This window comes from Brevundimonas sp. DW-iso22 (assembly GCF_058725425.1).
On sequence record NZ_JBZXEB010000006.1, the window covers coordinates 291,560 to 317,638 of the forward strand.

Genomic DNA, 26,079 nt, shown 5'->3' on the forward strand with positions numbered 1-26,079 from the left:
GCGCTCGCGACGCGGTCGCTCACTGCTTGAGCGCGATTCGCTCGCTATTGTTCGCCGCGCGGGGCTCACTGCTTGAGCGCGGTAATCCCTCGTTAACCTCGACGCCCAACTTTGGTGCGGATTGTGGCTATGGTCCGTGACGTGGCGGGCAGCCGGTCGGTGATCGGCCTTCAGTAAGCGGGAAATGGCGAATGACGGGATTGAAGACGGGCTTGCGGGTCCTGATCGTGGCGGGCGGCATGCTGGCCCTGGCGGCCTGTACGACGGCCGGGCCGCGCTATTCGATCTATGCCGACGCCGCGCCCCCGCCGTCGCGTGCGCCCTATCCGACCAGCCCGGCCTATCCGACCTATCCCACGGCTCCAGCGCCGAGCGGTGAGGGCGTGCGGGGGCCGAGCAATCCTTATAATGAGCCCGCGCCCAATGCGACGGCCCCAGTCGCGACGATCGAAGGCGGGGCGCTGGACGCACCTGTTTATGTGCCGCGTCCGGGCCAGCCCGCGGCGGGGCCTGCCGACGGCAGTTTTACCTCGCCACCGCCGCCTCGCGGCGGAACGACCGTGGCCGGAGCCAGCTATGTGATCCAGCCTGGCGACACGATTTCGGGCATCGGGCGGCGCTTCCAGACGCCGGTGCAGAGCCTGATCGACCTGAACAGCCTGGGGCCGCGCGCGGCCATCACGCCGGGTCAGCGACTAACCCTGCCGGAATCGGCCGTCGACATTGGTGGCGATCCCTATGCGACCGGGCCGTCGCCCAGCGGCGTCTATGTGCCGAACCCGGGCAGCGTTCCGCCGCCGCCGCCGCCGCCGTCGGGGAATGTGGCCCTGCCGCCGGTCTCGACCACAGCGGATGTGTCGCTGGACTGGCCGGTCCGGGGCGACATCCTGCGGCGCTTCGGCCCTGTGGGCATGGGCGAGCGCAACAACGGCATCAATATCGGAGCGTCCGCCGGGCGCGAGGTCGGAGCCTCCGCTGCCGGTCAGGTGGCCTATGTCGGCGACGATCTGGCAGGGCAGGGGCTGACCATACTGGTCGCGCACCCCGGTGGCTGGCGCACGGCCTATGGCCATCTGGGCTCGGCCACGGTGCGGCAGGGCGATCAAGTGCGGGCGGGTCAGCAGATCGGCACGGTCGGAACGACGGCCGGGGACGGACGACCCTCCATTCATTTCGAGACGTGGCGCATGCGTGGTGACGAGCCGATCGCCATCGATCCGCTGACCGTGTTGCCGCGATAGCGCACGCCAAGGGTGTCGGTCCGCGTGGCGCGTTGCAAAGTGTGACGACGCGCCCTAGGTTCCGCGCCTCATTTTATGGAGGCGTCCCGAGCGGCGCTTTCGCTCGTGGAGACCGCCGTGCAAGCCATTCTGGAAGGGCCTTTCGGGACCCTGATCTTCTTCGTCCCCGTCATCATCCTGTTCTACTTCATGCTGATCCGTCCGCAGCAGAAGCAGATGAAGGCGCACCGTGAGCTGATCGCCGGTCTGAAGCGCGGTGACAGCGTGATCATGTCGAACGGCATGAAGGGCAAGATCACCCGGGTCGAGAACGAAGAGGTCATGGTCGAAATCGCCCAGGGCGTGAACGTGCGCGTGGTCCGCTCGATGATCACCCAGGTCGAGAACCGCACCGCGATCGCCGCCAACGACACCAAGACCATCGCCAAGTCCTGATATCGTCCTGACCAGGCCGGAAACGCCCGCATGATCCATCTGTCGCGCTGGAAGGTCATTCTTCTCGCTCTCTCGCTGCTGTTCGGCCTGGCCTTCGCCTATCCGAACATGCTGACCCCCGCACAGCGCGACGCCCTGCCGGGCTGGGTGCCGTCCAGCGGGCTGAACTTGGGGCTGGACCTTCAGGGCGGCTCGTATCTGCTGCTGGAAGTCGATGTCCCGGCGATGCGCGAGAAGCGCCTGGCCAATATGGTCGAGGACGCGCGCATGGTTTTGGGTGAGGCCAACATCGGCATCACGGGCGTGGTGCGGAACGACCAGGGCGTGGTCGTGACCCTAACCAATCCGGCCCAGATGGATGCCGCCCTGACCGCGATGCGGACCCTGATCAGCGGCAACCCGAATGCTGTGGCTGATCGTACTGTCCAGCGTCAGGGCAACGACCGCATCGCCTATGCCTTCACCGATGCGGCGATGAACTCCATGGCTGCCGATGCCGTGTCGCAGTCGATCGAGGTTGTGCGCCGTCGTCTGGACAGCACTGGCACGAAGGAAATTTCCATTACCCGTCAGGGCGCGGATCGTATCGTCGTTCAGGCCCCTGGTGAGAGCGATCCGGCCGAGCTGGAGCGTCTGGTCGGCCAGACGGCGCAGCTGACGTTCCAGATGGTGGATACAGAGAACTCCCTGGCCGAAGCGGCGGCGGGTGCTATTCCGCCCGACTCCGAGTTGCTGCCAGCGGCCGAGCCCGGCGGACCGGCAGCTTATCTGGTCAAGCGTCGCATCCTGGTGTCGGGCGAGAACCTTACCAAGGCCGAGGTGGGCTCTGACCAGAACCGTCAGGTCGCCATCGACTTCCGCTTCGACGCCCAGGGGTCGCGCCGCTTCGGAGAGGCGACGGCCGCCAATGTGGGCAAGCCGTTCGCCATCATCCTTGACGGTCAGGTGATCTCGGCCCCGACGATCATTTCGCCGATCACGGGCGGCACCGGCCAGATCACCGGCAACTATACGATCGAGAGTGCTTCGCTGTTCGTGAACCTGTTGAACGGCGGGGCCCTGCCGGCTCCGCTGGTCGTCGAGGAGCGCCGCACGGTTACCGCCGAGCTGGGGGCCGACGCCGTGGCCAAGGGTGGGCTGTCCACCCTGATCGGCTTCATCATCATCGTGGTCTTCATGATCGGGGCCTACGGGCTTCTTTTCGGCGGTATCTCCGTTGTGGGTCTGTTGCTGAACGGGCTGCTGATCATCGCGGCCATGTCGCTGGTCGGGGCGACGCTGACCCTGCCGGGGATCGCGGGTCTGGTGCTGACCTTCGCCGTGGCCGTGGATGCGAATGTGCTGATCTATGAGCGGATGCGAGACGAGGCACGATCGGGGCGGTCCGTCATCGCCTCGCTGGATGCGGGCTTCAACAAGGCCATGGGCACCATTATCGACGCCAACCTGACCACACTGGTGGCGGCGCTGATCATGTTCATCTTCGGGGCCGGTCCCGTGCGTGGCTTTGCCTGGACCCTGACCATCGGGGTGTTCACCTCGATGTTGTCGGCGGTGCTGGTGTCGCAGGTGGCGCTCGCCTGGTGGCTGAAGACCGCCAAACCCAAAAAACTGCCGATCGCGGAGTGATGGCGATGCGTGGATGGCCTTTGATCAAACTCCTGCCGAGCAAGACGAACTTTCAGTTCGTCAAATATGCCCGGCCGGCCGGCATTCTGTCGGTTCTGCTGTGCGTCGCCTCGATCGTCGCCTGCTTCTATCCCGGTCTGAACATGGGCATCGACTTCCGGGGCGGCGCCTCGATGGAGCTGACCCGCGCCAATAGCCAGGTGCTGGACCTCGAGCAGGTGCGTGGTGCCGTGGGTGAGCTGGGGCTGGGCGATGTTCAGGTTCAAGGGATCGACGATCCGTCCAGCGCCATCCTGCGGTTCCAGGTGCCGGACGACGAACCTCAGAGCGCCGTCGTTCAGCGCGTCGAAAACGCCATTACGGCCTCCGTGGGTGAAGTGACCTATTCCGGCGTCAGCGTCGTGGGCTCCAAGGTGTCGGGCGAGCTCTTCCGCTCCGGCCTGTTCGCCCTCGGTGCCGCCATCGTGCTGATGTTCGCCTATATCTGGTTCCGCTTCGAACCGCAGTTCGGGTTCGGGGCCATTGCGGGCCTGGTGCACGACGTCATTCTTGTGTTTGGGCTGATCGTGCTGTTCAAGCTGGAGTTCAGCCTGAACATGGTGGCCGCCATCCTGACCGTCATCGGCTATTCGATGAACGATACCGTCGTGGTGTTCGACCGCCTGCGGGAGAACCTGCGCAAGTACAAGACCATGCCGCTGCGCGAGGTCATCGACCTGTCGATCAACGAGACGCTGTCGCGGACGATCATCACCGGTCTGACGGCGGTCATGGTTCTGGCGGCCTTGGCGTTCTTCGGCGGCGAGGCGCTGTTCGGCTTCTCCATCGCCCTGATGGCCGGCATCATCATCGGCACCTATTCGTCGATCTATGTGGGTGCGCCGATCATCCTGCTGTGGGGCGTCAAGCGCGGTTCGCTGGATGAGCCCAAGCCGGTCAAGCTGGGCATGGCCAGTCGGCCGTAGGTGGCCGACCTGGACGCCCAGGTCCGCAACGCCGATCTCGACCGCTGGCTGTCCAGCCGGTTCGTGGCCGATGTTCAGCTGCGCTCGGACCTGATTACGCTCTATGCCTTCGAGGCCGAGCTGATGGGCATCCCCACGCGGGTGACCCAGCCCCTGCTGGCCGAGATGCGCTATCGCTGGTGGGCCGATCAGATGGACGGTGTCTTTGCGGGCGAGCCGCGCAAGGGCCATCCGGTGCTGGAGGCGTTGACAGACATGGTGCGGCGGCACGGGCTTGCGCGCGGGCCGCTCGATGCTCTGATTGAGGCGCATATCGGCCGGGTGCACGAAGAGCCTCACGATCTGGACGCCTTCTATGTTGGTCCGATGCAGGTTGCGGTGCGGGTGCTGGCCGGACCGGGGTATGACGACAAGGTCGTGGGGGCCGGTCGGGTGTGGGGACTGGCGCAGGTGGGCAGGCTGGACGACGCCCGGTCGGCTCTGGGTGACGCGAATGCCGTCTTGAAGGGCCTGCCGTCCGACGCCTTTCCGGCTGTCGCCCACGCCGCCCTGATCAGGCCATCGGATGCCGAGCCGTTGAAGAAGCTGCGGCTGACCTGGGCGACGCTGCGCGGGCGTCTGTAGACGGCAAGACGCCCGGACGGTCTGTCCGGGCGTTTGCGGGTCGATCAGGCCTTGGCGATGGCGTCGGCGATCTGATCCGTGGTCTGATTGGTCAGATCCTTGGCGATCTCGCCGCTCAGGCGGGATTCCAGCTCCTTGTGCCAATTCTTGCGCAGGGCGCCCAGTGTCTTGGGGGCGGCGACGACGACCAGATGGTCGAACTGGCCGTTCAGGGCCTTCTTGTTCAGCAGTTCCGCGACGCCGAAGGCAAAGCCGTCCTCGGCCTGGGTGTCATTGTCGGGGTTGGCGGCACTGGATTGGCGACCCGGGGCACCGGACAGGCGCTCGGGGATTTCCGGCGTCGGATGAGCCGTCAGGGTCGGCTGATCGGCGTCACCCGTGTTCTTGAACAGAACCAGTTTCTCGCCATCGACGACGGCGACCAGTGCGCCCTTGGGAAGTTTCATGGTGCGAGAATCCTCATGGTTTTCAGATGAGGAGGTAACGATCCCGGCCGAGGGCGGTTGCCGTCTATTGCGTGCGGTCGTCAGACGCGGCGTCCGGGTAGCGGGCGATGTCGGCGGGCCAGATGCGGCGGTTCGGCGACTGGTCGAACGCCCAGCGAAGGGTACGGGCCATGGTGGCGGCCCCGGCGCGGATGACGGGCAGGTCCAGTGGCACGGGCAGGCCGTGCATGTGCCGCGCCCAGGCGGGCAGCAGATCGACACCCGCCTGCATGATGATGCGCGAGGCGGCGTCGGTGCGACGCGATCCCATGGTCTGCTTCAGCACCAGCCGGGCCACTTCGCGCGTGCGGTCATCGGTCAGCAGCGTTGGGCGCATGGACTGGATCAGGGCCTCGGCCGAGGCGCGGTCGCGGGGGACCGGATCGGCCCCCAGCCGTTCGGCGACCGTTGCCATCTCCGCGAAATACCGGTCCTGATCGGCGCGGCTCATGCCCGGCTCGGCATAGCGGATCCAGGCGTTCAGGAAGCTGGTTGCCTCGGTGACGTGGACCCAGGCCAGAAGGGCGGGGTCGGTGGCGTCATAGGGCACGCCCGACGGCAGGACGCCGCGCACCTGGCCGTGGATGCGCCGCACCCGTTCGATGGCGGAGACGGCATTGTCGGCGGAATCATAGGTGGTCACGGCGATGAACTTGGCTGTCCGCCTCAGCCGGCCGTGCATGTCCGCGCGGAAGTTGGAATGGTCCCAGACGCCGGCCAGCACCGCCGGATGCAGCATCTGCAGCAGCAGGCCCGAGACGCCGCCGATCATCATGGTCACGACGTCACCGTTGACGCGCCAGGCGACCGAGTCTGGCGCGAACAGGGCGTCGCCGCGCCGCAGGATCGGCCGCTCGCCCTTGGACGCATCGTTGAACAGATCGGTGACCTGACGCCGGATCAGGGCCTTGGCGGGGTCGAACAGGCGGGGTCCGGAAGAGCCCGCGCGGGCCATCAGTTCACGGTCCGGGTCAGAGCCACGATCCGGCGATCCAGATCGGCGACGATGTCTTCCAGTCGCGCCTTCTCCGACGCCATGTCGATGGGTGTGCCGTCCTCGTAGGTCAGCTGTGCCCCCTGGGCGATCATCTCGAGGCGATACAGGATGGTGACACGCCGGGCGGTCAGTCGATCCAGTTCGGTGTCCGGCGCGGTCATGCGGCGGCGTCCCGCCAGGCCTTGAGGCTGTTCATGGCACGGATGCTCATCAACCGCTTCTTGGCGCGTCCGCGTTCCTTGAGCGGGATCTTCACGCCGGCCTCATCGACCTTGGGGGCTTCCAGCGGGGGCAGCAGGCCGTAGTTGATGTTCATCGGCTGGAACTTCGAGCCCTCCAGATGGCCGCCGGTGATGTGTTCGACCAGGGCCCCCATGGCGGTGTCGGCGGGAGGAGGGGCGAGGTCGCGGCTCAGGGCTTGCGCGGCGGCGAGGCGGCCGGTCAGCAGGCCCATAGCGGCGCTTTCAACATAGCCTTCCACGCCCGTGACCTGGCCGGCGAAGCGCAGGCGGGGTATGGCCTTCAGCCGCAACTGGCGGTCCAGCAGGTGCGGGCTGTTAAGATAGGTGTTGCGGTGCAGGCCGCCCAGCCGCGCGAACTGGGCGTTCTGGAGACCCGGGATCATGCGGAAGATTTCGGTCTGGGCGCCGTGCTTTAGCTTGGTCTGGAAGCCGACCATGTTGAACAGGGTGCCCAGCGCATTGTCCTGACGCAGCTGGACGATGGCGTGGGCCTTGACCAGCCGGTCGCGCGGATTGGTCAGGCCGACGGGCTTCATCGGGCCGTGGCGCAGGGTCTCGCGGCCGCGCTCTGCCATGACCTCGATCGGCAGGCAGCCGTCGAAATAGGGGACGTGTTCCCAGTCCTTGAACTCGGCCTTGGGGCCGCTCAGCAGGGCGTCGATGAAGGCGTCGTATTCGGCCTTGTTCATCGGGCAGTTGACATAGGCGGCGGCGTCTCCGCCCGGGCCTTCCTTGTCGTAGCGGGACTGACGCCAGGCGATGTCGAAATCGATGCTGTCGGCGTGGACGATGGGGGCGATGGCGTCGAAGAAGCTGAGGCTTTCCTCGCCCGTCGCTTTGAGGATGGCGTCGGCCAGGGCGGGCGAGGTGAGGGGGCCGGTGGCGACGATGACATTGTCCCAGTCCTCGGGCGGCAAGCCGGCTATCTCCTCGCGCACGATGGTGACCAGAGGGTGGGACTGAAGTTTTGTCGTCACGGCCTGGGAGAAGGCGTCGCGGTCGACGGCCAGGGCACCGCCCGCGGGCACCTGATTGATGTCGCCGCAGGCCATGATGATGGAATCGAGCGCGCGCATTTCGGCATGCAGCAGGCCGACGGCGTTGTGCTCCCAGTCGTCGGAGCGGAAGGAGTTGGAACAGACCAGCTCGGCCAGGCCATCGGTGTGGTGGGCGTCGGTCTTGACGCCGGGCACGCCGCGCATCTCGTGCAGGATGACGGGCACGCCCGCCTGGGCGATCTGCCAGGCGGCCTCGGACCCGGCCAGGCCGCCGCCGATGACATGGATGGATTGTGGAGAAACCGTCATGAAGCGGCTTCTAGCGGTGCGGGGTCGGGTTCGCTAGGCTGGGGCGACAACGGGGACGATACCTATGGCATTTTCAGCGACCGACGCAGCATTCGAGGGCTTCCGGGTCGTCAGGCGCGCGCCTATGAGCCTAGTTTTCTGGGCGCTGTTCTATGTGGTGGTAATGGCGGCGGCCTTCGCGGTGATGGGGCCGTCGCTGGCCAGCGCGATGGCGGCAGCGGAGCGGCTGGAACAGGTCGGAACCCCGACGATCGACGACTTCATGCCGATCCTGAACTCCTTCGGACTGGTGTTCAGCATCCTGTTGCCGGTCAGTCTGCTGTCCAGCGCGGTGATGTCTGCGGCCATCGCGCGGTCGGTGCTTTATCCGACGCAGAAGGCACTGGGCTATCTGAGGTTCGGGGCGGATGAGTTGCGGGTGCTGGCCGTCTCGGTGGCCCTGGGGATCATCTTCATCGTGCTGATGGGCCTGATCTGGGGCATGACGTTCGCCCTGGGGGCCGCCGCCGTGAACACGCCGGTCCTGTGGCTGATCGTCGTGGTCTTCTTCCTTGTGGCCTGGGCGGCCTTCATCTGGCTGCTAGTGCGGCTCAGCCTGGCGGTGCCGATGACGCTGGCCGAGAAGCGGATCGTGCTGTTCGACTCATTCAGTCTGACCAAGCGTCATTTCTGGCCGCTGGTCGGGATGGCGATCATCGCGGGTGTCATGAGCTTCGTCGTCAGCATGCTGGGCTCGCTGATCTTCCTGCCGATCCAGATGACGACGGGCGGGATGGAGACGCTGGCGACCGTCGAGGGACTGAACCTGTTCGGCATGTTGCAGCAGGCCTGGCCCGCCATTCTGGCGTATGTGGTTATCAACGCGGTCATCTCTGCGCTGCAGGTGGCGGTGATCTATGCGCCGTTCTCGGCGGCCTACCGCGACATTGCTGGGCGGACGGGGACGGGACTGGCCGAGACCTTCGGCTGATTGTTCAGGACGAACAGGGGGGACGTCATGAAGGGACTGGAACTCTACGCACCGCGCGATCCACATCATCGGCGGACGTGGACGCTGGCTGCGATCGTGCTGGCGCTGGCGTTCATCATCGGCGGGCAGTTGCTGGGGATCATCCCGGCGCTGATGACGGGTTTCATCGGCTCTGACGGGGCGACGGATCGCTGGGACCAGCTCGCCTACATTCTGTTCGCGACCTTCGGCTGCGGAGCCGTGCTGGTCTTCCTGTGGATCCGGTTCTTCGAGCGGCGGCCGCTGGCGACGATCGGGTTCAATGCCGATGGGTTGAAGCGGTTCGGGCGCGGCTATGCGATCGGGCTGGGGTTCCTGCTGGCGGCGGTCGGGATCATCTGGGCTCTGGGCGGCTATTCGGTCGAGGCGGGCGGGGCGTTCCAGAGCGCGGCCGTCGGGGCGGCGCTGGTGCCGATCGTCGTGCTGCTGCTGGGCTTCATCGTCCAGGGATCGACGGAGGAGATCTTCTTTCGCGGATGGCTGATGCAGTTGATCGCGTCCCGGCATGGGCTGTGGCTGGCGATCGTGATCAACTCCGTGCTGTTCGGCCTGATGCACGGGGCGAACATTCCGCCGTCCAGGGAGCTGTTCATGGGCCTGCTGAACATCGTCTTGTTCGGCGTCTTCATCAGCCTGTACGCCGCGCGCGAGGGTTCGCTGTGGGGCGTGTGCGGCTGGCATGCGGCGTGGAACTGGCTGCTGGGGCTGGGCTTCGGGCTGGAGGTGTCCGGCCAGGCCATCGATACGACGCCGTTGATCGTCGATCTGACGACGCGCACCGAGGTGCCGTGGTGGGTCACGGGTGCCGCCTTCGGCCCTGAGGGCAGCGTGGTTGTCACCGCCCTGCTGCTGGTCGGATCGGCGGTGCTGCTGGTGCGCGGGCGGACGCGGGATCATGGGGTGATGGGCGACCCCGCACAGGCCAGGACATTCGACTAGGCCTCGGCCTTCGCCTTCGCTCGCGTCTTCCTTGCCGGAGGTTTCGGAGTGGGCGCGCCCAGCGCCGCTACCCGCGCATTGCGGCGCGTCTCGTGCCGCTCCAGCACGTCCTTGAGGTAACGGCCCGTCCAGCTGGCAGGATTGGCCGCGACCTGTTCCGGGGTCCCGACCGCGACGATTTCGCCGCCGCCGTCGCCGCCTTCGGGGCCGAAGTCCAGCAGGTAATCGGCGACCTTGATGACATCCAGATTATGCTCGATCACGACGATGGTGTTGCCATTTTCGACCAATTCCTGAAGCACCTCCAGCAGTTTGCGGATGTCTTCGAAATGCAGGCCGGTCGTGGGTTCGTCGAGGATGTACAGGGTCTTGCCGGTCGCCCGTTTGGACAGTTCCTTTGACAGCTTGACTCGCTGGGCCTCGCCACCCGACAGGGTCGTCGCCGACTGGCCGACCTGGACATAGCCCAGGCCAACACGCTCCAGCGTCAGCATCTTGTCGCGGATCGACGGCACGGCGTTGAAGAATCGTGCGGCCTCCTCGACCGTCATGTCGAGGACGTCGGATATGCTCTTGCCCTTGAAGACGATTTCCAGCGTCTCGCGGTTGTAGCGTTTGCCCTTGCAGACGTCGCAGGTGACGTAGACGTCGGGCAAGAAGTGCATCTCAATCTTGATCAGGCCGTCGCCCTGACAGGCCTCGCAGCGGCCACCCTTCACGTTGAAGCTGAACCGGCCAGGGCCGTAGCCGCGCGCCTTGGACTCCGGCAATCCGGCGTACCAGTCGCGGATCGGGCCAAAGGCACCGGTGTAGGTCGCCGGGTTGGAACGCGGAGTGCGACCGATCGGGCTCTGGTCGATGTCGATGACCTTGTCAAAATGCTCCAGCCCCTCGATCCGGTCGAAGGGGGCGGGGGCGTCCGAGGCGTTGTGCAGCCGGCGGGCGGCGGCCTTGTAGAGGGTCTCGATGGTGAAGGTCGACTTGCCGCCGCCGGACACGCCGGTGACGCAGGTGAACAGGCCGACGGGGATTTCGCCCGTCACGGTCTTCAGATTATTGCCGGTCGCGCCGCTGATCTTCAGCATCTTCTTGCGGTTGATCGGTCGGCGACCGTCGGCCGGAATCTCGATCTCGCGTTCGCCGGACAGATACTTTCCGGTCAGGGAGTTCGGATTGGCCAAGACCTCCTGAGGCGTGCCTTCGGCGCAGATGGTGCCGCCGTGGACCCCGGCGGCAGGGCCCATGTCGATGACATAGTCGGCGGTCATGATCGCCTCCTCGTCATGCTCGACGACGAGGACGGAATTGCCGAGGTCGCGCAGGCCACGCAGGCTTTCCAGCAGGCGGGTGTTGTCGCGCTGATGCAGGCCGATGGAGGGTTCGTCGAGGACGTAGAGGACGCCGGTCAGGCCCGAGCCGATCTGGGACGCCAGGCGGATGCGCTGGCTCTCGCCGCCCGACAGGGTGCCGGATGAGCGCGACAGGCTGAGGTAGTCCAGGCCGACATTGTTGAGGAACCGCAGCCGGTCGGTGATTTCCTTCAGGATGCGGCGACCGATCTCGACCTGTTTCTCGGTCAGGGTTTCTTCAAGGGTAGAGAACCACAGATAGGCCTTGGAGATCGACAGCCAGCTGATCTCGGCGATGTCGGAGCCGCCGACCTTGACCGCCAGGGCCTCGGGCTTCAGGCGCTTGCCGCCGCAGGCGTCGCAGGGGGTTTCGGACTGATAGCGGCCCAGTTCCTCGCGCACCCAGGCGCTGTCGGTCTCGCGCCAGCGGCGTTCCAGATTGGGCAGCACACCCTCGAAGGCCTTTACCGTCTCGTATTTGCGGGCGTTGTCGTCATAGACGAACTTGACCTTTTCGCCGCCCGAGCCGCGCAGGATGACGGCCTGCGCCTTGTCTGGCAGGTCGCGCCAGGGCTTGTCCATCGAGAAGCCGAAGTGCTGGGCCAGCGATTGCAGGGTCTGGGTATAGAGGGGCGAGGGGCCGCGCGACCAGGGCGAGACTGCGCCCTTGTGCAAGCTTTTGTCGCGGTCGGGGATGACCAGATCGGCGTCGAACGCCAGCTTGACGCCCAGGCCGTCGCAGGTAGGACACGCCCCGAACGGATTGTTGAACGAGAACAGCCGCGGCTCGATCTCGCTGATCGTAAAGCCGGAAACCGGGCAGGCGAACTTTTCGGAGAATAGCAGGCGGCGCGGTTCTTCGCCCTCAGGCGCGCTCGCCCACTCGGCCACGGCGATACCGTCGGCGAGGTTCAGGGCGGTCTGGATGGAGTCGGCGTAGCGGGGTTCGAGGCCGGCTTTGGTGACGATCCGGTCTACGACGATGTCGATGTCGTGCTTGAATTTCTTGTCCAGCGTAGGCGCGTCCTCGATGGCGTAGAATTCGCCGTCTATCTTGAGCCGCTGATAGCCGGAGCGTTGCCATTCGGCGATCTCCTTGCGGTATTCGCCCTTGCGACCCCGCACGACGGGGGCCAGCAAAAGGATGCGCTCGCCGTCGGGCAGGGCGGTCAGCTTGTCGACCATCATCGAAACGGTCTGGCTTTCGATCGGCAGGCCGGTCGCAGGCGAGTAGGGCACGCCCACGCGGGCCCAGAGCAGGCGCATATAGTCGTGGATCTCCGTCACCGTGCCGACGGTCGAGCGCGGGTTCTTGGACGTGGTCTTCTGTTCGATGGAAATGGCCGGCGACAGGCCCTCGATCAGGTCCACGTCCGGCTTACCCATCAGTTCCAGGAACTGGCGGGCGTAGGCCGACAGGCTCTCGACATAGCGCCGCTGACCCTCGGCATAGATGGTGTCGAACGCCAGCGAGGATTTGCCGGACCCCGACAGGCCGGTCATGACGACCAGCTTCTCACGCGGGATGTCGACGTCCACGCCCTTGAGATTGTGCTCGCGGGCACCGCGCACGCGGATGAAATTGTGCTTTTCAGTCATGAGGTCCGAGAGAACGCGGGAGGCTGTGCCTGTGTCCAGGGCGACAGCGCTATATGGGGATCGATTTGCGGATTTCAGCAAGAACAATATAGGAACAAGAGGGGGCTGTTGCCAATACGATCATCAAATGCGCTAGGCTTCAGCCATGGGAGGACGCCGATGAATCTATCTTATCTTGCCATGGTGCCGGTGGCATTTTTGGCGGTAGCCTGCTCCGCCCCGGTACTGACAGCCAATGAAGCGTTGGCAACCGAAGCGCGCGATGCCTATGCCGACCTCGTCGAGGGTCGTGACGACGCGCTTGTGGCACGTCTGTCGTCGGCCAATTCAGAGGCAGACGTGAGAGCCCAACTGCCGATGCTCAGAACGTTCGCTCCCGAGGGAACGCCACCCCCGCCGACGACGACGGGATGGCAATCCAACATGACAACGTCGGGCCAGCGCTACGCCCTGGGCCAAGTTTACGAATACCCTGATCGAAGTGTGATGGCCCAGACCGTCTTTCTCAAAGAGGAAGGGGTATGGAAGATCGAGAGCTTCAACATTAATGCCCGGATGAAGCCGACTGGGGGCAGTACGAAAGAAGGCGACGAATTGCTGACCGTGGTTGCGGAATGAGACCGGTGAGGTTGGTTTTTCTGTTGAGTGTTGCGTCCAGCCTGGTGTTGGCAATTTCGGCCTGCACCAAGACGACAGAGGACTATGCCGCCGAGGTGGATCGCAACGCCGAGCGGGACGTGGTCCTGAAGACGCTGCAGGAGACCGATACGACCTTCTACGGCCAGATCCGGGACCGGGCGGCGGGGCGGCTTGCGGCGGGCGAGAGCGAGGCCGAGGTGCTGGAGGCGATGCAGGCCGAAATGCGGGCCTATGGCCTGCGGCAGGCCCCGTATGTCGCGGCGGCACCGGGCGGTGCCGTAGTCGAGGTGATGCAGGCCGAGAAGGCGCTGATCGAGCATCTGCAGGCGACCGATGTCGACACCTGTGCCCAGTTCGCCATGGCGGGCCTGCCGGCCGGATATCAGGCAGACGCCCGGACCAAACCCCTGATCGATCGTGCGGCGACGGCGCGGCTGGTGGCGGGACAGTCAGGGAGGGCCTCACCCGTGACCCGTGAGGACCCCGGCCAGGCCGATTTCGTCGCCGTCTATGAGACCATGGTGGCGGGTGGGGTGGACGAGGCGCTGGGCCAGCAGTTCTTCGGCACCGGCCTGATGAGCGCACCGCCACGGACGCAGTGCGATGTGACCGCCGCCTTTTACAGCGCCGTCGTCGCCCAGCCTCCGGCGCGGGCGGAGGCGGTGTCGGCCTTCATCATCAAGACGGTGGCCAAGCAGATGGCCCCTGCGGGCGGTTGACGCAGGGGTTGCGCGACGCGGCGCGAACCGCCATCCTCATCGCCTGAGTGTTTTTGCAGGAGCTTCGACGATCATGATCAGCGCTTTGGAAATCGGTCTCGCCCTTTCCGTTGTCGCCTCGCTCGTGGTCGCCTATGTCTCGCTCCAGCCCAAACCCAAGCCTGTCCGCATCCGCGTTCGTGACGCTGGATCGCGTCGCCGCCCGAACGCCTGACGGACACACGCTTTTCAACAATCTGAGCCTGGCCCTCGGCCGGGAGCGCACCGGAGTGGTGGGCCGCAACGGCGCGGGTAAGACCACGCTTTTGCGCCTTGTCGTGGGTCTGGATGATCCCATCGAGGGGCGCGTCTCACGCGCAGGTAGCGTGGGGTGGCTGCCGCAGGTCACGACGGTGAACCCGACAGAAACGGTGGCAGAGGCGCTGGGTGTTGCAAAGCCGCTGGCGGTGCTTTCACGGATCCTGGCGGGTCGCGGTTCTGCACAGGACCTCGACGCTGCGGACTGGGGTCTGGAGACGTGGATCACAGAGGCTTTGGTGCAGGTCGGGCTGGTGGATCTGGACATGGCGCGACGGGTTGGGACGCTGAGTGGCGGCGAACATACGCGGTTGCGCCTTGCGGCCCTGTTGCTGGATGCGCCTGACCTGCTGGTGCTTGATGAGCCGACCAATCATCTGGACGCCGAGGGTCGGGCCTTGGTCTCGGGTGTTCTGGAACGGTGGCCGGGTGGCGTGCTGGTGGTCAGTCATGACCGCGATTTGCTGCGCCGGATGGACCGGATCGTGGAGCTGTCATCGCTGGGAGCGCGCGTCTATGGCGGCGACTATGATCTTTACGCCGAGCGCAAGGCGGCGGAACGGGCAGCAGCGGTGCAGGCCCTGGAGACGGCGACGCGGGATGTGGATCGTGCCGCGCGCGAGGGTCAGCTGGCGCGTGAACGGAAGGCCAGACGCGACCGGGCAAACAAGGTGGCGAGGGCTGGCAGTTCAGACCCCAAGATCCTGCTGGATGCCCGTGCCGAACGAGCCGAGCGGAGCGGGGGTCGGCTGAACCTTCTGGTCGAGCGGCAAGTGTCGGAGGCGAATGCTGTCCGAGCGGAGGCGGAGCAGGCGGTCGAGCGGACCCGCGAGCTGTCGATCTCGCTACCATCGTCGGGTCTGGCCAGCGACAGGACAGTGGCCGTGCTGGAGGGGGTCTCGTGGCATTCGCCGGACGGCGTGCCGATATTGGATGGCCTGACCCTTCGGATCACCGGCCCGGAGCGCGTGGCCATCCGCGGGCCGAATGGGGCGGGCAAGACCACCTTGCTGAAGGTGCTGGCGGGCGAAGTGCCGCCGTCGCAGGGCGCAGTCACCCGACCTGTCACGACGGCCTGTCTGGATCAGGACACGTCCATGCTACGCTCTAATGAGACGGTGCTGGAGGCCTGGATGCGGCTGAACCCCCGTGCATCGCAGAACGAGGCCCAGGCGGCGCTGGCCCGTTTCCTGTTCCGCAATGTCGCGGCGCAAAAGCAGATCGGCGTCCTGTCTGGCGGCGAGCGGCTGCGGGCGGCTTTGGCCTGCGTCATCGGTATTCGCCCGCCGCAACTGCTGATCCTGGATGAGCCGACCAACCACCTGGACCTGGACTCGATCCGGGCCGTCGAGGCGGTGCTGTCAGGCTATGATGGGGCCTTGGTCGTGGTCAGCCACGATCCGGATTTCCTGGAGGCGATCAGGGTAACCCGAACACTGGACCTGGGTCAGCCCCAGCCGACGACTTCGCCCTGACGGCGGGCCGCGGCTGGGCCCGTGCCGGACGGCAGGCGCAGGACGGGTTCCGCCGTCGCCTTGCCGAACAGCCAGCCCTGGCCATAGGTGACCCCCATGGTCCGCAGCTTGGTGGACTGGGCCTCGGTCTCGATCATCTCGGCCACGGTCGAAATCTTCAGATCGGTGCACAGGTCGACAAGGTGGCTGATCAGCTTTTGGGCCCGCTCTGTCTCGCAGACGTTCTGCACGAAACTGCCGTCGATCTTGACCGTGTCCAGCGGCAGGCGGCTCAGATAATCGAATGACGCGGCACCGACACCAAAGTCGTCGAGGCAGATGTGGATGCCGGTCTTGCGCAGGGCCTTGAGACGGCGGTCGGCAGCTTCAAGATCGGCCAGGGCGGCTGTTTCGGTGACCTCGACCATCAGGCGTTTGCGGATTTCCGGCTTGCTGGCGGTCAGGCTGAGCAGGCCCTGAATGTAGGAATCGCTGGCGAGGGACGCGCCGGACACATTGATCGCGACCTTGATCAGGCCGAAGCCCGAGCGCTGCATCTGGGCCAAGGCCTTTTCGGCGACGGCCAGGTCGAACGCCTGAATGAGGGCCATCTCCTCGGCCATCTTGATGGTGGCGGCCGGTCCGCCCGAGCGAAACCGCGACAAGGCCTCGAAGTGATGGACGGCCCCGGATTTCAGATCGACGATGGGCTGGTAGTGCAGGGAGAAATCGCGGGTTTCCACGACGGTGTTGAAGGCGTCGGCCTCGCGCATCGTGCTCTTGAGGCGTTCACTGAACCCGGATCCCGCGGCGTCAATCCCGTCGTCCTTGAGGCAGTCCTCCAGCGCCATGCGCAGGGCCCGCAGGGCCATGCCGGGGGAGGTACCACCGGCCAGCGTCGCCTCGGTGCTGCGCACCATCAGTTCGACGCCTTCGTCCAGGGCAGCCTGACGGATTTCAGCGGCCAGATCGGTCTTGTCGCCGGTCAGGCGGATAACCGCGAAGCGTTTTTCGGACAGTTGGGCGGCACTGCCGCCATCGACCGACGACGCCTGTAGCACCGACTGGATCTGGGCCTCGGCCCGGCTGTGTTCGGCCTTGTTGCGATCCAGGCCCGACACTTCGACGAAGGAGAAGGACATGTCGGCGGCGGGATCGTCGGCCATGATCTGGCGGGTGTGATCGACCAGACCCTCAGACGTCAGCAGCTCTTTTGGCGGAGCCTCGGCCTCACTGAAGGCCTCGCCATCCCAGGTGAGGGAGCAGGAGACGGCGGGAGCCAGTTCCGGAAGGCTGAACGCCCGAAAGCGGGCGCGGCGGACCATGCCGTCATTCCCGGTCACGACGATCTGAAGCTCGGAGGTGCGACCGCCTGACTGCAGGGCATGCAGGGCCTTGGCGACCGGCTGTCGGCTGGGGGCGCTCAGAATGTCGGTGAAGCGTTTGCCGCTCCAGAGCCGTCCCGGGTCGGCACCCGCAGTGACGCCGGCCCCGAGGGCGAGCGTGACCTTGGTGTCGCCATCGACCTCGACCAGCACATCGGCGGCGGCAAAGGCGAGGCCCAAAAGGCGGGATTGGAAACTCATGACCGGTCAGATACCGGACAAGGGCTGAAAACAATGGTCCATGAACAGGCTTAACCGATTATTTCCAGCCACTTGCGGCTAGGCTTGCGCGTTGTAGGCGACGGCGCGTCCATCGGTGGCACTGGCGCGTCCAGAAGCCCCGTAGGCGGCGGGCGATCCACGCTGACTGGCGACCTCGGCGGCGATGGTCTTGACCAGGCCCTCCGACACGATGCGAGCGGCCTCGACGGCCAGAGCATGACGGGACAGGACGGCTTCGAATGTCTGGGTCGCCGCGATCAATCGCTGGCGCTCTTCGACGGGTGCTGGGGCCAGTTCGGAGGGCACGGCCTTGATGCGTGCCGACTCGCGACGATAGGCATTGGCGAGGTCCTGGGTCTGACCGACCGTGGCCGCGACATCCTGCGGGCGGCGCGTCTCGAAGGCGGCGGCTTCCTCGGCCAGGCGTGCGGTCAGCCGTTCGGTCACGTCGATCATCTGACGCACGCGGGCGGTAGCATTCAGGGTCGCGGTCTCGGCGGCGGTCATTGCGCCTGCTCCTGCATCTTGATCATTTCGGAGACGATGGTGTCCGACAGGCCCAGACCGCCAGCCTTGACCGTCTGTTTGGCCATGGCCTCGACCAGGAAACCGCGCCAGGTGCTCTCGGCCTCGCCACCGCCAAAAGGGGCCTCGGTCGACAGGCTGTCGAACATGGGCTTCAGCATCTGGGTCAGGAAGGAGGCCTCGAAGTCCTCGGCGGTCTGGCGCATGCGCTCCGGGACCACGCGGGGCGCGCTGGCGTTCAGAAGGGCAGGGGAGACGGTCAGGTCGGTCATGCTCACATCACCTCGATGTCGGCTTGCAGTGCCCCGGCGGCCTTGATGGCCTGGAGGATGCTGATCATGTCGCGTGGACTGACACCTAGGGCGTTCAGGCCATTGACCAGGGTGGCGAGTGAGGTTCCGCCGCCTACGATGCGCATTTCGCGACCCAGTTCTTCCTCGACACTGACGTCGGACTGAGGCGTGACCACGGTCTGGCCGCGGCTGAAGGCGTCGGGCTGGCTGACCTGCGGGTTTTCCTGGACCGAGATGGTCAGATTGCCCTGGGCGATGGCGACGGTGGAGACCCGCACGGCGTCGCCCATGACGATGACGCCATTGACCTCGTCGATGATCACCTTGGCCGGGCTGTCGACCGTAATGGGCAGATTTTCAACCTGGCTGATGAAGCCGGCCATGCCCATCTGGCCTGGTGCGCGCAGGGCGATGACGGTGCCGTTCTCGGCCAGGGCCGTGCCCGGGTATGTGGCGTTGATGGCGGCGGCGACGCGCTGGGCCGTGGTGAAGTCGGGGTTGCGCAGCGTCAGCCGGACCTCATTCATATTGGCCATCTGGAAGCCCGTCTCGCGCTCGACGGTGGCTCCGGAGGCGATACGGCCTGCGGTGGGTACACCGCGCGAGACCGAGGAGCCGGACGCGCCCGAGCCGGACACGGCACCGGTCTGGATGGAGCCTTGGGCGACGGCATAGACCTCGCCATCCGCGCCTTGCAGGCTGGTGACCAAAAGCGTGCCGCCCAGCAGGCTCTTGGCGTCGCACATGGACGAGACGCTGACGTCGATCCGGGCCCCGGGGGTAGAGAAGGGCGGCAGTTCGGCGGTGACCATGATGGCCGCCAGGTTCTTGGAGTTGGAGTTCGCCCCGCGAATGTTGACGCCCAGGCGTTCGGTCATCCCCTCCAGCGACTGGCGGGTGAAGGGGCAGTTGCGCAGGCTGTCGCCGGTGCCGGCCAAGCCGACGACCAGGCCATAGCCCACCAGCTGGTTGGAGCGCACCCCCTCGACGGCGGCGATATCCTTGATGCGCGACTGCGCATGAGCCGGCAGTGCGAATCCCGCTGCGGCGGCGGCGGCCAGGAGGGAGGCGAGCATTTTCTGCATCGTGATAGGTCCCGCGAACAATTGTCGTAAACGGTGTTGCGAAGGTCGTGCCACAATGAAAACCCAACGATTACAATGACTGGTGCGAGCGAGGCGGGGGACGTCGCGGCAGATTCTGCCGGGGCATTAACCAAACAGTGACGGTGGGCCGCGAAGCTGCAGGGGTGTTACGGAGTCCATTCTCATGAAGGTCACCGGCCCGTCAGGACCGTCCGCACCGCAAGGTGCCCGACCCGCCCGCGCCAGCGGTGGGTTTAGCCTGCCTCAGGCAGAGGGGGCCGGATCGACACATGCGATCGCTGCCACTGCGGGACCTGCCGGCGTCGGAGACGTCTCGGCTTTGATGGCGCTTCAGGGAGTCGAGGATGTGATGGAGCGACGGCGCCGGGCCGTAAGGCGTGGCAGCGGCATTCTGGATCGTCTGGAAGAGCTGAAACTGGCGATGCTGTCAGGTGAAGCGGGCGAGAGTGCACTCGAAAGGCTGGCGCGTACCGTGCGTGAGGACCGCCCGCAGGATGCCGATGAGAGCTTGAACGGCCTGTTGGATCAGATCGACCTTAGGGCCGCCGTCGAACTGGCCAAGGCCGATCTTCGCCGCAGTGCAGCATAAGTCACCGGATTTGTTCGCCTATTTGGCGTAAACGATCGCCGGGTGATGAAGAATTGTCACGCTTTGCGCAATCTTGAAGCGTAGCTGCTTCACGCCTTCAACAGGCGTGTTGCCCAGACTCGCCTGCATCCCTATAGGCAAGGTTGCGCCAAGGGGGGCGTCTGTTGAGAGCGTGGGTCGATGAACGCAATAGCGTCTATCAAGGCCGGGGATGAGGTCGAGTATCGGCCCTCCGACGCCGAGCCGTTCATGAATGATCGCCAGCTGGCCTATTTCCGGGGCAAGTTGCTGGCCTGGAAGGACGATATCCTGCGGGAATCCAAGGGCACGGTTATCAATCTGAAGGCCGAGACCGAGAACCATCCTGACCTTCTGGACCGGGCTTCGTCGGCCTCCGACCGGGCCCTGGAGCTGCGGACGCGGGATCGCCAGCGCAAGCTGATCTCCAAGATCGACGAAGCGCTGCGCCGGATCGAGGACGGCTCCTACGGCTATTGCGAGGAGACCGGCGAGCCCATCAGCCTGGGCCGACTGGAAGCCAGACCGACCGCGACCCTGTCCGTCGAGGCCCAGGAACGCCACGAACGCCGCGAGCGCGTTCACCGCGACGACTGATAAAGTCGCCTGTACCTTGACTCGATGGAGCGGGAGCGCGACCTACGCGCCTCGCTTCAAGGTCGCATATCCATGACTATCAAGGTTCGTTTCGCGCCGTCTCCGACGGGAAAACTGCATGTGGGCAACGTCCGCACGGCGCTGGTCAACTGGCTGTTCGCCAAGGGACAGGGTGGCAAGTTCGTTCTGCGCATCGATGATACCGATCTGGCCCGATCCACGCCCGCGTTCGAGCAGGGGATCGAGGACGACCTGACCTGGCTGGGGCTGGTCTGGGACGAGCGGTACAATCAGTCCAAACGGTTCGACCGCTATGAAGAGGCGGCAACTCGGCTGAAGGCGTCGGGGCGGCTGTACCCGTGCTATGAGACCTCGGACGAGCTGGATCGTCGCCGCAAGGTGCAGCTGTCGCGCGGCCTGCCGCCGATCTACGACCGGGCGTCGTTGGATCTGACGGAGGCTGAAAAGGCCGCTTACGAAGCCGAGGGGCGCAAGCCACACTGGCGGTTCAAGCTGGAAGGGCGGCGCGTTGCCTGGGAAGATCTGTCGCGTGGCCATGCGGAGGTCGACACGGCCTCCATGTCCGACCCCGTTCTGATCCGCGAGGACGGCCTGTTCCTGTATACCCTGCCGTCGGTCGTGGACGATATCGACATGGCCATCACCCATGTGATCCGGGGCGAGGATCACGTGACCAATACGGGCGCACAGATCGAGATCTTCGAGGCCCTGGGTGGGCCGGTGCCCGGATTTGCGCACATGCCTCTGCTGGTCGGGTCGGACGGCCAGGCCCTGTCCAAGCGGCTGGGCTCGCTGTCCATCGCCGACATGCGTGACCAAGGGTATGAGCCGATTGCCATCACCAGCCACCTGGGCCGGATCGGGACGTCAGACCCGCTGGAAGTCGCGACCTCGGTCGAGGCTCTGGGGGAGAGCTTTGCTTTCGCCAAGATGGGCCGGTCACCGGCGCGCTATGACACCGCTGATCTGGACAGGCTGAACGCCCAGGCTCTGCACGTGATGGACTATGCCACGGCGCAAGGAAGACTGGCCGAGATCGATGCCGATCTGGGTGAGACGGTCTGGAACGCGGTGAGAGGCAACCTTCAGACCTTCGCAGATGTCGTTGAAATGGCGAAGATCGTGCGGGGGCCAGTTACGCCAGTGATCGAGGACGAGGCCTTTGCCGCGGCGGCTCTGAACGTTCTACCCGAGACGGTGGACGAGACCCTATGGTCCACCTGGACGGCGGCCGTGAAGGAGGCGACCGGAGCCAAAGGCAAGGCCCTGTTCATGCCTCTGCGGTTGATGATCACGGGCCAGTCGCACGGGCCGGATATGGCGACGTTGGCTCCCCTTATCGGCCGTGAGCGGATCGCCCAGCGTCTGCGGGGCGAAACGGCCTGATCTCAGGATCTGGGCTCCTGGCAGTAAAAAAGGCCGCTCTCTGACGAGGGCGGCCTTTCTGCATTCGGAGGCGTCGACGGATCAGGCGTTGCAGGCTGCGATCTGTTCGGCCGACAGGGCGGTGCCCTTGTAGGTAAAGGCCGTCACGGCCCCGAAACGGGCGGCGACGCGGCGGCAGGCGCGCGGGGCAGGTTGGTTGGCACCGCCCGTGGCCGTGCAGGTCGCGCCTTCGCAGCGCCAGGCGGCACCGTCGATGATGGTACGACCGGCTGGAGCCTTGGCGGCGTCAGCGAGGACGGCGCTGGATACGGGAGCCTGGGCAACGGCAGGGGCGGCCACCAGAAGGGCGGCGGCGATGAGCAGAGCACGCATGGGAATTCTCCGACAATATGGGCGCGATGAACGCCATCTGGGAGTCAGTGTCAGTTTCTAATCGCAACTGTCAAGTCGCGTTTCGAAACAGGACGAACCAACTTTGATGATCGACGATTACTTATCGACGATCATGTTTCAAGTGCGGCGTGTCGACGCCGACCCGTCCCGCCTGTTCAATCGCCGCCATCGCGGCCTCCACCGTGTCGCAGATCACCCAGGCCTGGAGGAAGGAGGCAGGGGTCATGCCCTCCTCGACGCTGTGGCGCATGACGGCCATCAGCGGATCCCAGAAGCCGTTCAGATTGAGGAAGATGACGGGCTTGTGGTGCAGGTCCAGACGCTTCCACGACAGGATCTCGATCGCCTCTTCCAGCGTGCCGACGCCGCCAGGGGCCACTATGAAGGCGTCCGACTGATCGTACATCAGGGTCTTGCGCTCGTGCATGGAGGTAACGACCAGGGTCTCCACGTCATCGAACAGACGCTCGCGGCTACGCAGGAAACCCGGCATGATCCCCAGAACGCGTCCGCCGGCCTCATGCGCGGCGCGGGCTGAAGCCCCCATCAGGCCGACTCCGCCGCCGCCATAGACCAGCCGCCAGCCTGCCTGGGCCGTCTGGCGACCGACGGACCGGGCCGCCTCGAGGTATTCGGGGCGCACTGTCTCTGACGAGCCGCAGAACAGGCAGACGGAGAGGCCGTCGAACGGCTGGATGGTGACGGAAGACGACATGGGGCCTCGGGCAAACTATGGGAGACAGCGCGGGCCGCGCCGCGCTAACAGAGGCGCTACTCCTATCCTCGCGGACGGCACGATGAAACGGGCGATGTACCGGAATGTGACGATAGCGGCAGCGGCGGGCCTGATGCTGGCTTCGGGCACCGCCTGTACACCTTCGCCGGACGGGGGTGCCGGGCCAAAGCAGAACGACGTACCGACCTCTGCGTGGAACCAGACTCCTGTGATCGAGACGGTGCAGGTCACGGGCCGCGAGGTGAGGCTATCGGGATCGGCCCAGCCCCGCGCGCGAATCGTGCTGCGCAGCGAGGCGGGGGCCGCCTATGCGGCGGTGGTCAATGACGACGGTCGGTTCGACTTAGGCATGGAGGTTCCAACGAGGGATCTGTGGCTGAAGCCAGAGACGCAGGTTGGCCAGGATGCGGCCACCTCGCCCGATACCCTGTTGATCCCCTCGGGAGGACAGGGGCCGATCGCCGTGTTGCGCGCTGGCGGGCCCACGCGGCGTCTGGACCGTGCGCCCGCGCTGGGGGCTGTCGACAGCGATGGGCAGGCCAGACGGTTGGCCGGAAGGGTCGCGAAAGGGGCCCAGACCCTGCCGGTTAAAGTCGGCGAGGTTTCTGTGCAGGCCTTTCCCGCCGGCGCGGGCTTCTGGAACGTTGTCCTTGGACCCGAAGCGGGCGGGGATCAGATCGTCATTGGTGATCAGACCTTCGTCTGGCCGGGGCAGGGCGATGCGGGGGGGCAGATGCCCAGGCGCGAGCGGGCAGGCGAAGGATGGCGCGTGACCTGGGCCGAAGGCGGTGCCACGCAAACCGCCTGGCTGCCTGACACGCAGTGATGCCGTTTACCTTTGGCTAACCAATTCCCTTCAACCGGTGAACGTCTTCCGGTTTTCGTGAGACACCCACCATCACCGAACTTTTTCAGCCCGGCGCTCGCGTCGGGCTTTTTTCTGGCCTGCCATCCAGCAAGACAACGATGTCTGGGGAAAGCGAAAGGAATGGCTCCGCGGGTAGGATTCGAACCTACGACCAGCCGATTAACAGTCGGCTGCTCTACCACTGAGCTACCGCGGAACAACTTCCTTTCGGGAAGGCGGGCGCTATAGCAGCGGCCGTCGGCACGACGCAATGGAAATATCGCACCTTGGCACTGATCAGTATCGAAGACCCCGCCGATCCCCGTGTTTCCGGGTTCCTGGACATACGAGAACGCGACCTGACAGGGCGGCAGGGACTGTTCGTGGCCGAGGGGGAGGTGGTCCTGAATGTGCTGACATCGCCGCAGTCGCTCTGTCGGCCGGTCAGTTTGCTGATTGATTCGAAGCGGGTGGAGGCTCTTGGGCAGGTTCTGGCGGGTATTGACGACGACGTGCCGGTCTATGTGGCGGAGCAGGCGGTCCTGGACGGTGTAGCGGGGTTCCATCTGCATCGCGGTATTCTGGCCCTAGGGCGAAAGCCTGATCTTGTAGATCTGCCGATGATTTTGGAGACGATGGCCCCGGACGCCGTGGTGTTGATGGCCTGCGGAATCGGCAATCACGACAACATGGGCGGGCTGTTCAGGAATGCGGCGGCTTTCGGGGCGTCGGTCGTTCTGCTGGACCAGACCTGCTGCGATCCCTTCTATCGCAAGGCCATACGTGTATCGGTCGGCGCGGTGCTGCGAACGCCGATGGTCACGGGGCTGGACACGCTGGCTGCGGTAGAAATGCTCAGGACCGCAGGTTTCGAAGTGCTGGCCATGACGGGTGGGGCCAATGAGGCTCTGTCGGAGGTGAGGCGGACAGGACGCATGGCTCTGGTCGTGGGGGCGGAAGGGCCGGGGCTGCCTGCGGACGTCATCTCGCAGTGCAGGTCCGTCGGCATCCGCATGGCGGCAGGTTTTGATTCGCTGAACGTGGCGACGGCGGCGGGGATAGCCCTGCACCACCTGACGCGCTGAGCGATGATGGAAAGGGGTGGGTTTGGAGTCGCGATGGAGGCCTGACCGGGAATCGAACCCGGGTGCAAGGATTTGCAGTCCTCTGCGTAACCACTCCGCCATCAGGCCATTGCGTCGTTTGAAAACGACCGCGCCATCGCGAGGGGCGTTCGCTATCAGATCGGATTGTCCGCCGCAACGGACAGACCTATAAGCGCCGCAGATTTACGCCCTCTGCGCACGAACGGACGCCTCATGGACTTTTCTTCTGCCCGCAAGATCATGGTCGACAGCCAGGTGCGTGTGAACGACGTGACCGACCGGACCTTGCAGGCCGCACTGCTGGCTGTGCCACGCGAACAGTTCGTGCCCGCCGACCGCGCCTTTTCCGCCTATGCCGAGGTCGAGGTCGAGATCGCCAATGGGCGGCGGCTGATGCTGGCAAGGGACCTGTCCAAGCTGCTGATGGCGCTGGCTCCCCAATCGGGTGAGAAGGCCTTGGCTGTCGCCGCCCCCTATGCGGCGGCCGTGCTGGCGCAGGTCGGGCTGTCCGTCACGGCCCAGGAAGGGGATCAGGCTGTACTTGACGTCGTGGCACCCGCCCTGTCCGAAGCTGGCGTCGCCGCAGTTGTTGCCCCGTTCGGGGAAGCGTCAGGCGAAGGCTACGACGTCATCGTCTGCGAGGCCGCTGTGCCGGGGCGGCCCGAGGCCTGGCTGAAAGCGCTCGGCATCGGCGGTCGGCTGGCCGTCGTTGAGCGGACGGGGCCTGCGGGCAAGGCGGTACTTTACGTGAAGACGGAAAGCGGCATCTCGAGGCGCGAGCTGTTCGATGCCGCGCCGCCAATGCTGGCAGCGCTGATTCCCGAGCCTGCTTTCGCGCTCTGAGATCGACGCGACGGACCCGACGCGGGGCTGCGTGAAAAAAACTTAACTGGCGCGGGCGCAATCCTTCTCGCATCAGACCCGT

The 26,079-nt window shown here is 65.4% G+C and carries 28 protein-coding genes and 2 tRNA genes; 17 read left to right on the top strand and 13 right to left on the bottom strand.

Annotation, left to right across the window (positions count from 1 at the left end):
- The first annotated feature begins 191 nt into the window (after positions 1 to 191).
- From AC4PRM_RS12060 to AC4PRM_RS12080, 5 genes are all read left to right on the top strand, one after another.
- Positions 192 to 1,241 (top strand): peptidoglycan DD-metalloendopeptidase family protein, encoded by a 1,050-nt coding sequence (locus AC4PRM_RS12060; protein WP_492040041.1) that lies wholly within the window; start codon positions 192 to 194, stop codon positions 1,239 to 1,241.
- Between the two features lie 117 nt (positions 1,242 to 1,358).
- Positions 1,359 to 1,676, top strand: a complete 318-nt coding sequence (gene yajC / locus AC4PRM_RS12065) for a preprotein translocase subunit YajC (protein ID WP_373257527.1) — start codon at positions 1,359 to 1,361, stop codon at positions 1,674 to 1,676.
- 30 nt (positions 1,677 to 1,706) lie between these two features.
- Positions 1,707 to 3,305: a protein translocase subunit SecD gene (gene secD, locus AC4PRM_RS12070; RefSeq protein WP_492040042.1), complete on the top strand. Its 1,599-nt coding sequence runs from the start codon at positions 1,707 to 1,709 to the stop codon at positions 3,303 to 3,305.
- Entirely contained in the window at positions 3,305 to 4,270 is a 966-nt protein-coding gene (gene secF, locus AC4PRM_RS12075) for a protein translocase subunit SecF (RefSeq protein WP_492040043.1), read from the top strand. The genes secD and secF overlap by 1 nt, the downstream gene beginning before the upstream one ends.
- Positions 4,271 to 4,894, top strand: coding sequence for a squalene/phytoene synthase family protein (locus AC4PRM_RS12080; protein ID WP_492040044.1), 624 nt, complete (start codon positions 4,271 to 4,273; stop codon positions 4,892 to 4,894).
- Between the two features lie 44 nt (positions 4,895 to 4,938).
- Here AC4PRM_RS12080 and AC4PRM_RS12085 read toward each other — a convergent pair whose 3' ends face one another.
- From AC4PRM_RS12085 to trmFO, 4 genes are all read right to left on the bottom strand, one after another.
- Complete coding sequence (locus tag AC4PRM_RS12085; RefSeq protein ID WP_492040045.1) at positions 4,939 to 5,340, bottom strand: host attachment family protein; 402 nt, start codon at positions 5,338 to 5,340, stop codon at positions 4,939 to 4,941.
- 64 nt (positions 5,341 to 5,404) lie between these two features.
- Complete coding sequence (locus AC4PRM_RS12090) at positions 5,405 to 6,334, bottom strand: oxygenase MpaB family protein (protein WP_492040046.1); 930 nt, start codon at positions 6,332 to 6,334, stop codon at positions 5,405 to 5,407.
- Complete coding sequence (locus AC4PRM_RS12095) at positions 6,334 to 6,537, bottom strand: hypothetical protein (protein WP_492040047.1); 204 nt, start codon at positions 6,535 to 6,537, stop codon at positions 6,334 to 6,336. The genes AC4PRM_RS12090 and AC4PRM_RS12095 overlap by 1 nt, the downstream gene beginning before the upstream one ends.
- Entirely contained in the window at positions 6,534 to 7,925 is a 1,392-nt protein-coding gene (trmFO, locus tag AC4PRM_RS12100; protein ID WP_492040048.1) for a methylenetetrahydrofolate--tRNA-(uracil(54)-C(5))-methyltransferase (FADH(2)-oxidizing) TrmFO, read from the bottom strand. The genes AC4PRM_RS12095 and trmFO overlap by 4 nt, the downstream gene beginning before the upstream one ends.
- A 124-nt stretch (positions 7,926 to 8,049) precedes the next feature.
- On the opposite strand from trmFO, the gene AC4PRM_RS12105 reads away from it, so the two are divergent.
- Positions 8,050 to 8,895 (top strand): hypothetical protein, encoded by an 846-nt coding sequence (locus tag AC4PRM_RS12105; RefSeq protein WP_492040049.1) that lies wholly within the window; start codon positions 8,050 to 8,052, stop codon positions 8,893 to 8,895.
- Positions 8,896 to 8,922: 27 nt separating this feature from the next.
- Positions 8,923 to 9,873 (top strand): CPBP family intramembrane glutamic endopeptidase, encoded by a 951-nt coding sequence (locus AC4PRM_RS12110; RefSeq protein ID WP_492040050.1) that lies wholly within the window; start codon positions 8,923 to 8,925, stop codon positions 9,871 to 9,873.
- Here the strand turns inward: AC4PRM_RS12110 and uvrA are convergent.
- Positions 9,870 to 12,821, bottom strand: a complete 2,952-nt coding sequence (gene uvrA, locus AC4PRM_RS12115) for an excinuclease ABC subunit UvrA (protein ID WP_492040051.1) — start codon at positions 12,819 to 12,821, stop codon at positions 9,870 to 9,872. The two genes, AC4PRM_RS12110 and uvrA, sit on opposite strands and share 4 nt — an antisense overlap.
- Before the next feature lie 159 nt (positions 12,822 to 12,980).
- Here uvrA and AC4PRM_RS12120 point away from each other — a divergent pair, with 159 nt between their 5' ends.
- From AC4PRM_RS12120 to AC4PRM_RS12135, 4 genes are all read left to right on the top strand, one after another.
- Positions 12,981 to 13,439, top strand: coding sequence for a hypothetical protein (locus AC4PRM_RS12120; RefSeq protein ID WP_487922182.1), 459 nt, complete (start codon positions 12,981 to 12,983; stop codon positions 13,437 to 13,439).
- 11 nt (positions 13,440 to 13,450) lie between these two features.
- On the top strand, positions 13,451 to 14,179 hold the full coding sequence (locus AC4PRM_RS12125) for a hypothetical protein (RefSeq protein ID WP_492040052.1): 729 nt from the start codon (positions 13,451 to 13,453) through the stop codon (positions 14,177 to 14,179).
- Positions 14,180 to 14,252: 73 nt separating this feature from the next.
- Positions 14,253 to 14,393, top strand: a complete 141-nt coding sequence (locus tag AC4PRM_RS12130; RefSeq protein ID WP_373257549.1) for a hypothetical protein — start codon at positions 14,253 to 14,255, stop codon at positions 14,391 to 14,393.
- Positions 14,359 to 15,951, top strand: a complete 1,593-nt coding sequence (locus tag AC4PRM_RS12135) for an ABC-F family ATP-binding cassette domain-containing protein (protein WP_492040053.1) — start codon at positions 14,359 to 14,361, stop codon at positions 15,949 to 15,951. The genes AC4PRM_RS12130 and AC4PRM_RS12135 overlap by 35 nt, the downstream gene beginning before the upstream one ends.
- On the opposite strand, the gene AC4PRM_RS12140 is transcribed toward AC4PRM_RS12135, so the two are convergent.
- From AC4PRM_RS12140 to AC4PRM_RS12155, 4 genes are all read right to left on the bottom strand, one after another.
- On the bottom strand, positions 15,924 to 17,516 hold the full coding sequence (locus AC4PRM_RS12140; RefSeq protein ID WP_492040054.1) for an EAL domain-containing protein: 1,593 nt from the start codon (positions 17,514 to 17,516) through the stop codon (positions 15,924 to 15,926). The genes AC4PRM_RS12135 and AC4PRM_RS12140 overlap by 28 nt on opposite strands.
- A 78-nt stretch (positions 17,517 to 17,594) precedes the next feature.
- Positions 17,595 to 18,044 (bottom strand): flagellar basal-body protein FlbY, encoded by a 450-nt coding sequence (locus tag AC4PRM_RS12145; protein ID WP_492040055.1) that lies wholly within the window; start codon positions 18,042 to 18,044, stop codon positions 17,595 to 17,597.
- Complete coding sequence (locus AC4PRM_RS12150; RefSeq protein ID WP_492040056.1) at positions 18,041 to 18,334, bottom strand: rod-binding protein; 294 nt, start codon at positions 18,332 to 18,334, stop codon at positions 18,041 to 18,043. The genes AC4PRM_RS12145 and AC4PRM_RS12150 overlap by 4 nt, the downstream gene beginning before the upstream one ends.
- A 2-nt stretch (positions 18,335 to 18,336) precedes the next feature.
- Positions 18,337 to 19,440 (bottom strand): flagellar basal body P-ring protein FlgI, encoded by a 1,104-nt coding sequence (locus AC4PRM_RS12155; protein ID WP_492040057.1) that lies wholly within the window; start codon positions 19,438 to 19,440, stop codon positions 18,337 to 18,339.
- Between the two features lie 184 nt (positions 19,441 to 19,624).
- On the opposite strand from AC4PRM_RS12155, the gene AC4PRM_RS12160 reads away from it, so the two are divergent.
- The 3 genes from AC4PRM_RS12160 (at position 19,625) to gltX (ending at position 22,072) form a co-directional block, all read left to right on the top strand.
- Positions 19,625 to 20,050, top strand: coding sequence for a flagellar assembly protein FliX (locus AC4PRM_RS12160; RefSeq protein ID WP_492040058.1), 426 nt, complete (start codon positions 19,625 to 19,627; stop codon positions 20,048 to 20,050).
- A 180-nt stretch (positions 20,051 to 20,230) separates the two neighbouring features.
- Complete coding sequence (gene dksA, locus AC4PRM_RS12165; protein WP_492040059.1) at positions 20,231 to 20,665, top strand: RNA polymerase-binding protein DksA; 435 nt, start codon at positions 20,231 to 20,233, stop codon at positions 20,663 to 20,665.
- Between the two features lie 72 nt (positions 20,666 to 20,737).
- Positions 20,738 to 22,072, top strand: coding sequence for a glutamate--tRNA ligase (gene gltX / locus AC4PRM_RS12170; protein WP_492040060.1), 1,335 nt, complete (start codon positions 20,738 to 20,740; stop codon positions 22,070 to 22,072).
- Between the two features lie 81 nt (positions 22,073 to 22,153).
- Here gltX and AC4PRM_RS12175 read toward each other — a convergent pair whose 3' ends face one another.
- Together AC4PRM_RS12175 and AC4PRM_RS12180 are read right to left on the bottom strand one after the other, a co-directional pair.
- Positions 22,154 to 22,444: a DUF8200 family protein gene (locus AC4PRM_RS12175; RefSeq protein WP_492040061.1), complete on the bottom strand. Its 291-nt coding sequence runs from the start codon at positions 22,442 to 22,444 to the stop codon at positions 22,154 to 22,156.
- A 121-nt stretch (positions 22,445 to 22,565) separates the two neighbouring features.
- Positions 22,566 to 23,180 carry an LOG family protein gene (locus tag AC4PRM_RS12180; RefSeq protein WP_492040062.1) on the bottom strand — a complete coding sequence of 205 codons (615 nt, stop codon included), beginning with the start codon at positions 23,178 to 23,180 and terminating at the stop codon, positions 22,566 to 22,568.
- Between the two features lie 82 nt (positions 23,181 to 23,262).
- On the opposite strand from AC4PRM_RS12180, the gene AC4PRM_RS12185 reads away from it, so the two are divergent.
- Positions 23,263 to 24,027 (top strand): hypothetical protein, encoded by a 765-nt coding sequence (locus tag AC4PRM_RS12185; protein WP_492040063.1) that lies wholly within the window; start codon positions 23,263 to 23,265, stop codon positions 24,025 to 24,027.
- A gap of 163 nt (positions 24,028 to 24,190) precedes the next feature.
- On the opposite strand, the gene AC4PRM_RS12190 is transcribed toward AC4PRM_RS12185, so the two are convergent.
- Positions 24,191 to 24,265 (bottom strand) — tRNA-Asn (locus AC4PRM_RS12190).
- 70 nt (positions 24,266 to 24,335) lie between these two features.
- Between AC4PRM_RS12190 and AC4PRM_RS12195 the strand changes: the two genes are divergently transcribed.
- On the top strand, positions 24,336 to 25,133 hold the full coding sequence (locus AC4PRM_RS12195; protein WP_492040064.1) for a TrmH family RNA methyltransferase: 798 nt from the start codon (positions 24,336 to 24,338) through the stop codon (positions 25,131 to 25,133).
- A 34-nt stretch (positions 25,134 to 25,167) separates the two neighbouring features.
- Here AC4PRM_RS12195 and AC4PRM_RS12200 read toward each other — a convergent pair.
- Positions 25,168 to 25,241 (bottom strand) — tRNA-Cys (locus AC4PRM_RS12200).
- A 126-nt stretch (positions 25,242 to 25,367) separates the two neighbouring features.
- Between AC4PRM_RS12200 and AC4PRM_RS12205 the strand changes: the two genes are divergently transcribed.
- Complete coding sequence (locus AC4PRM_RS12205) at positions 25,368 to 25,997, top strand: protein-L-isoaspartate O-methyltransferase family protein (protein WP_492040065.1); 630 nt, start codon at positions 25,368 to 25,370, stop codon at positions 25,995 to 25,997.
- The last annotated feature ends 82 nt before the right edge of the window (positions 25,998 to 26,079 follow it).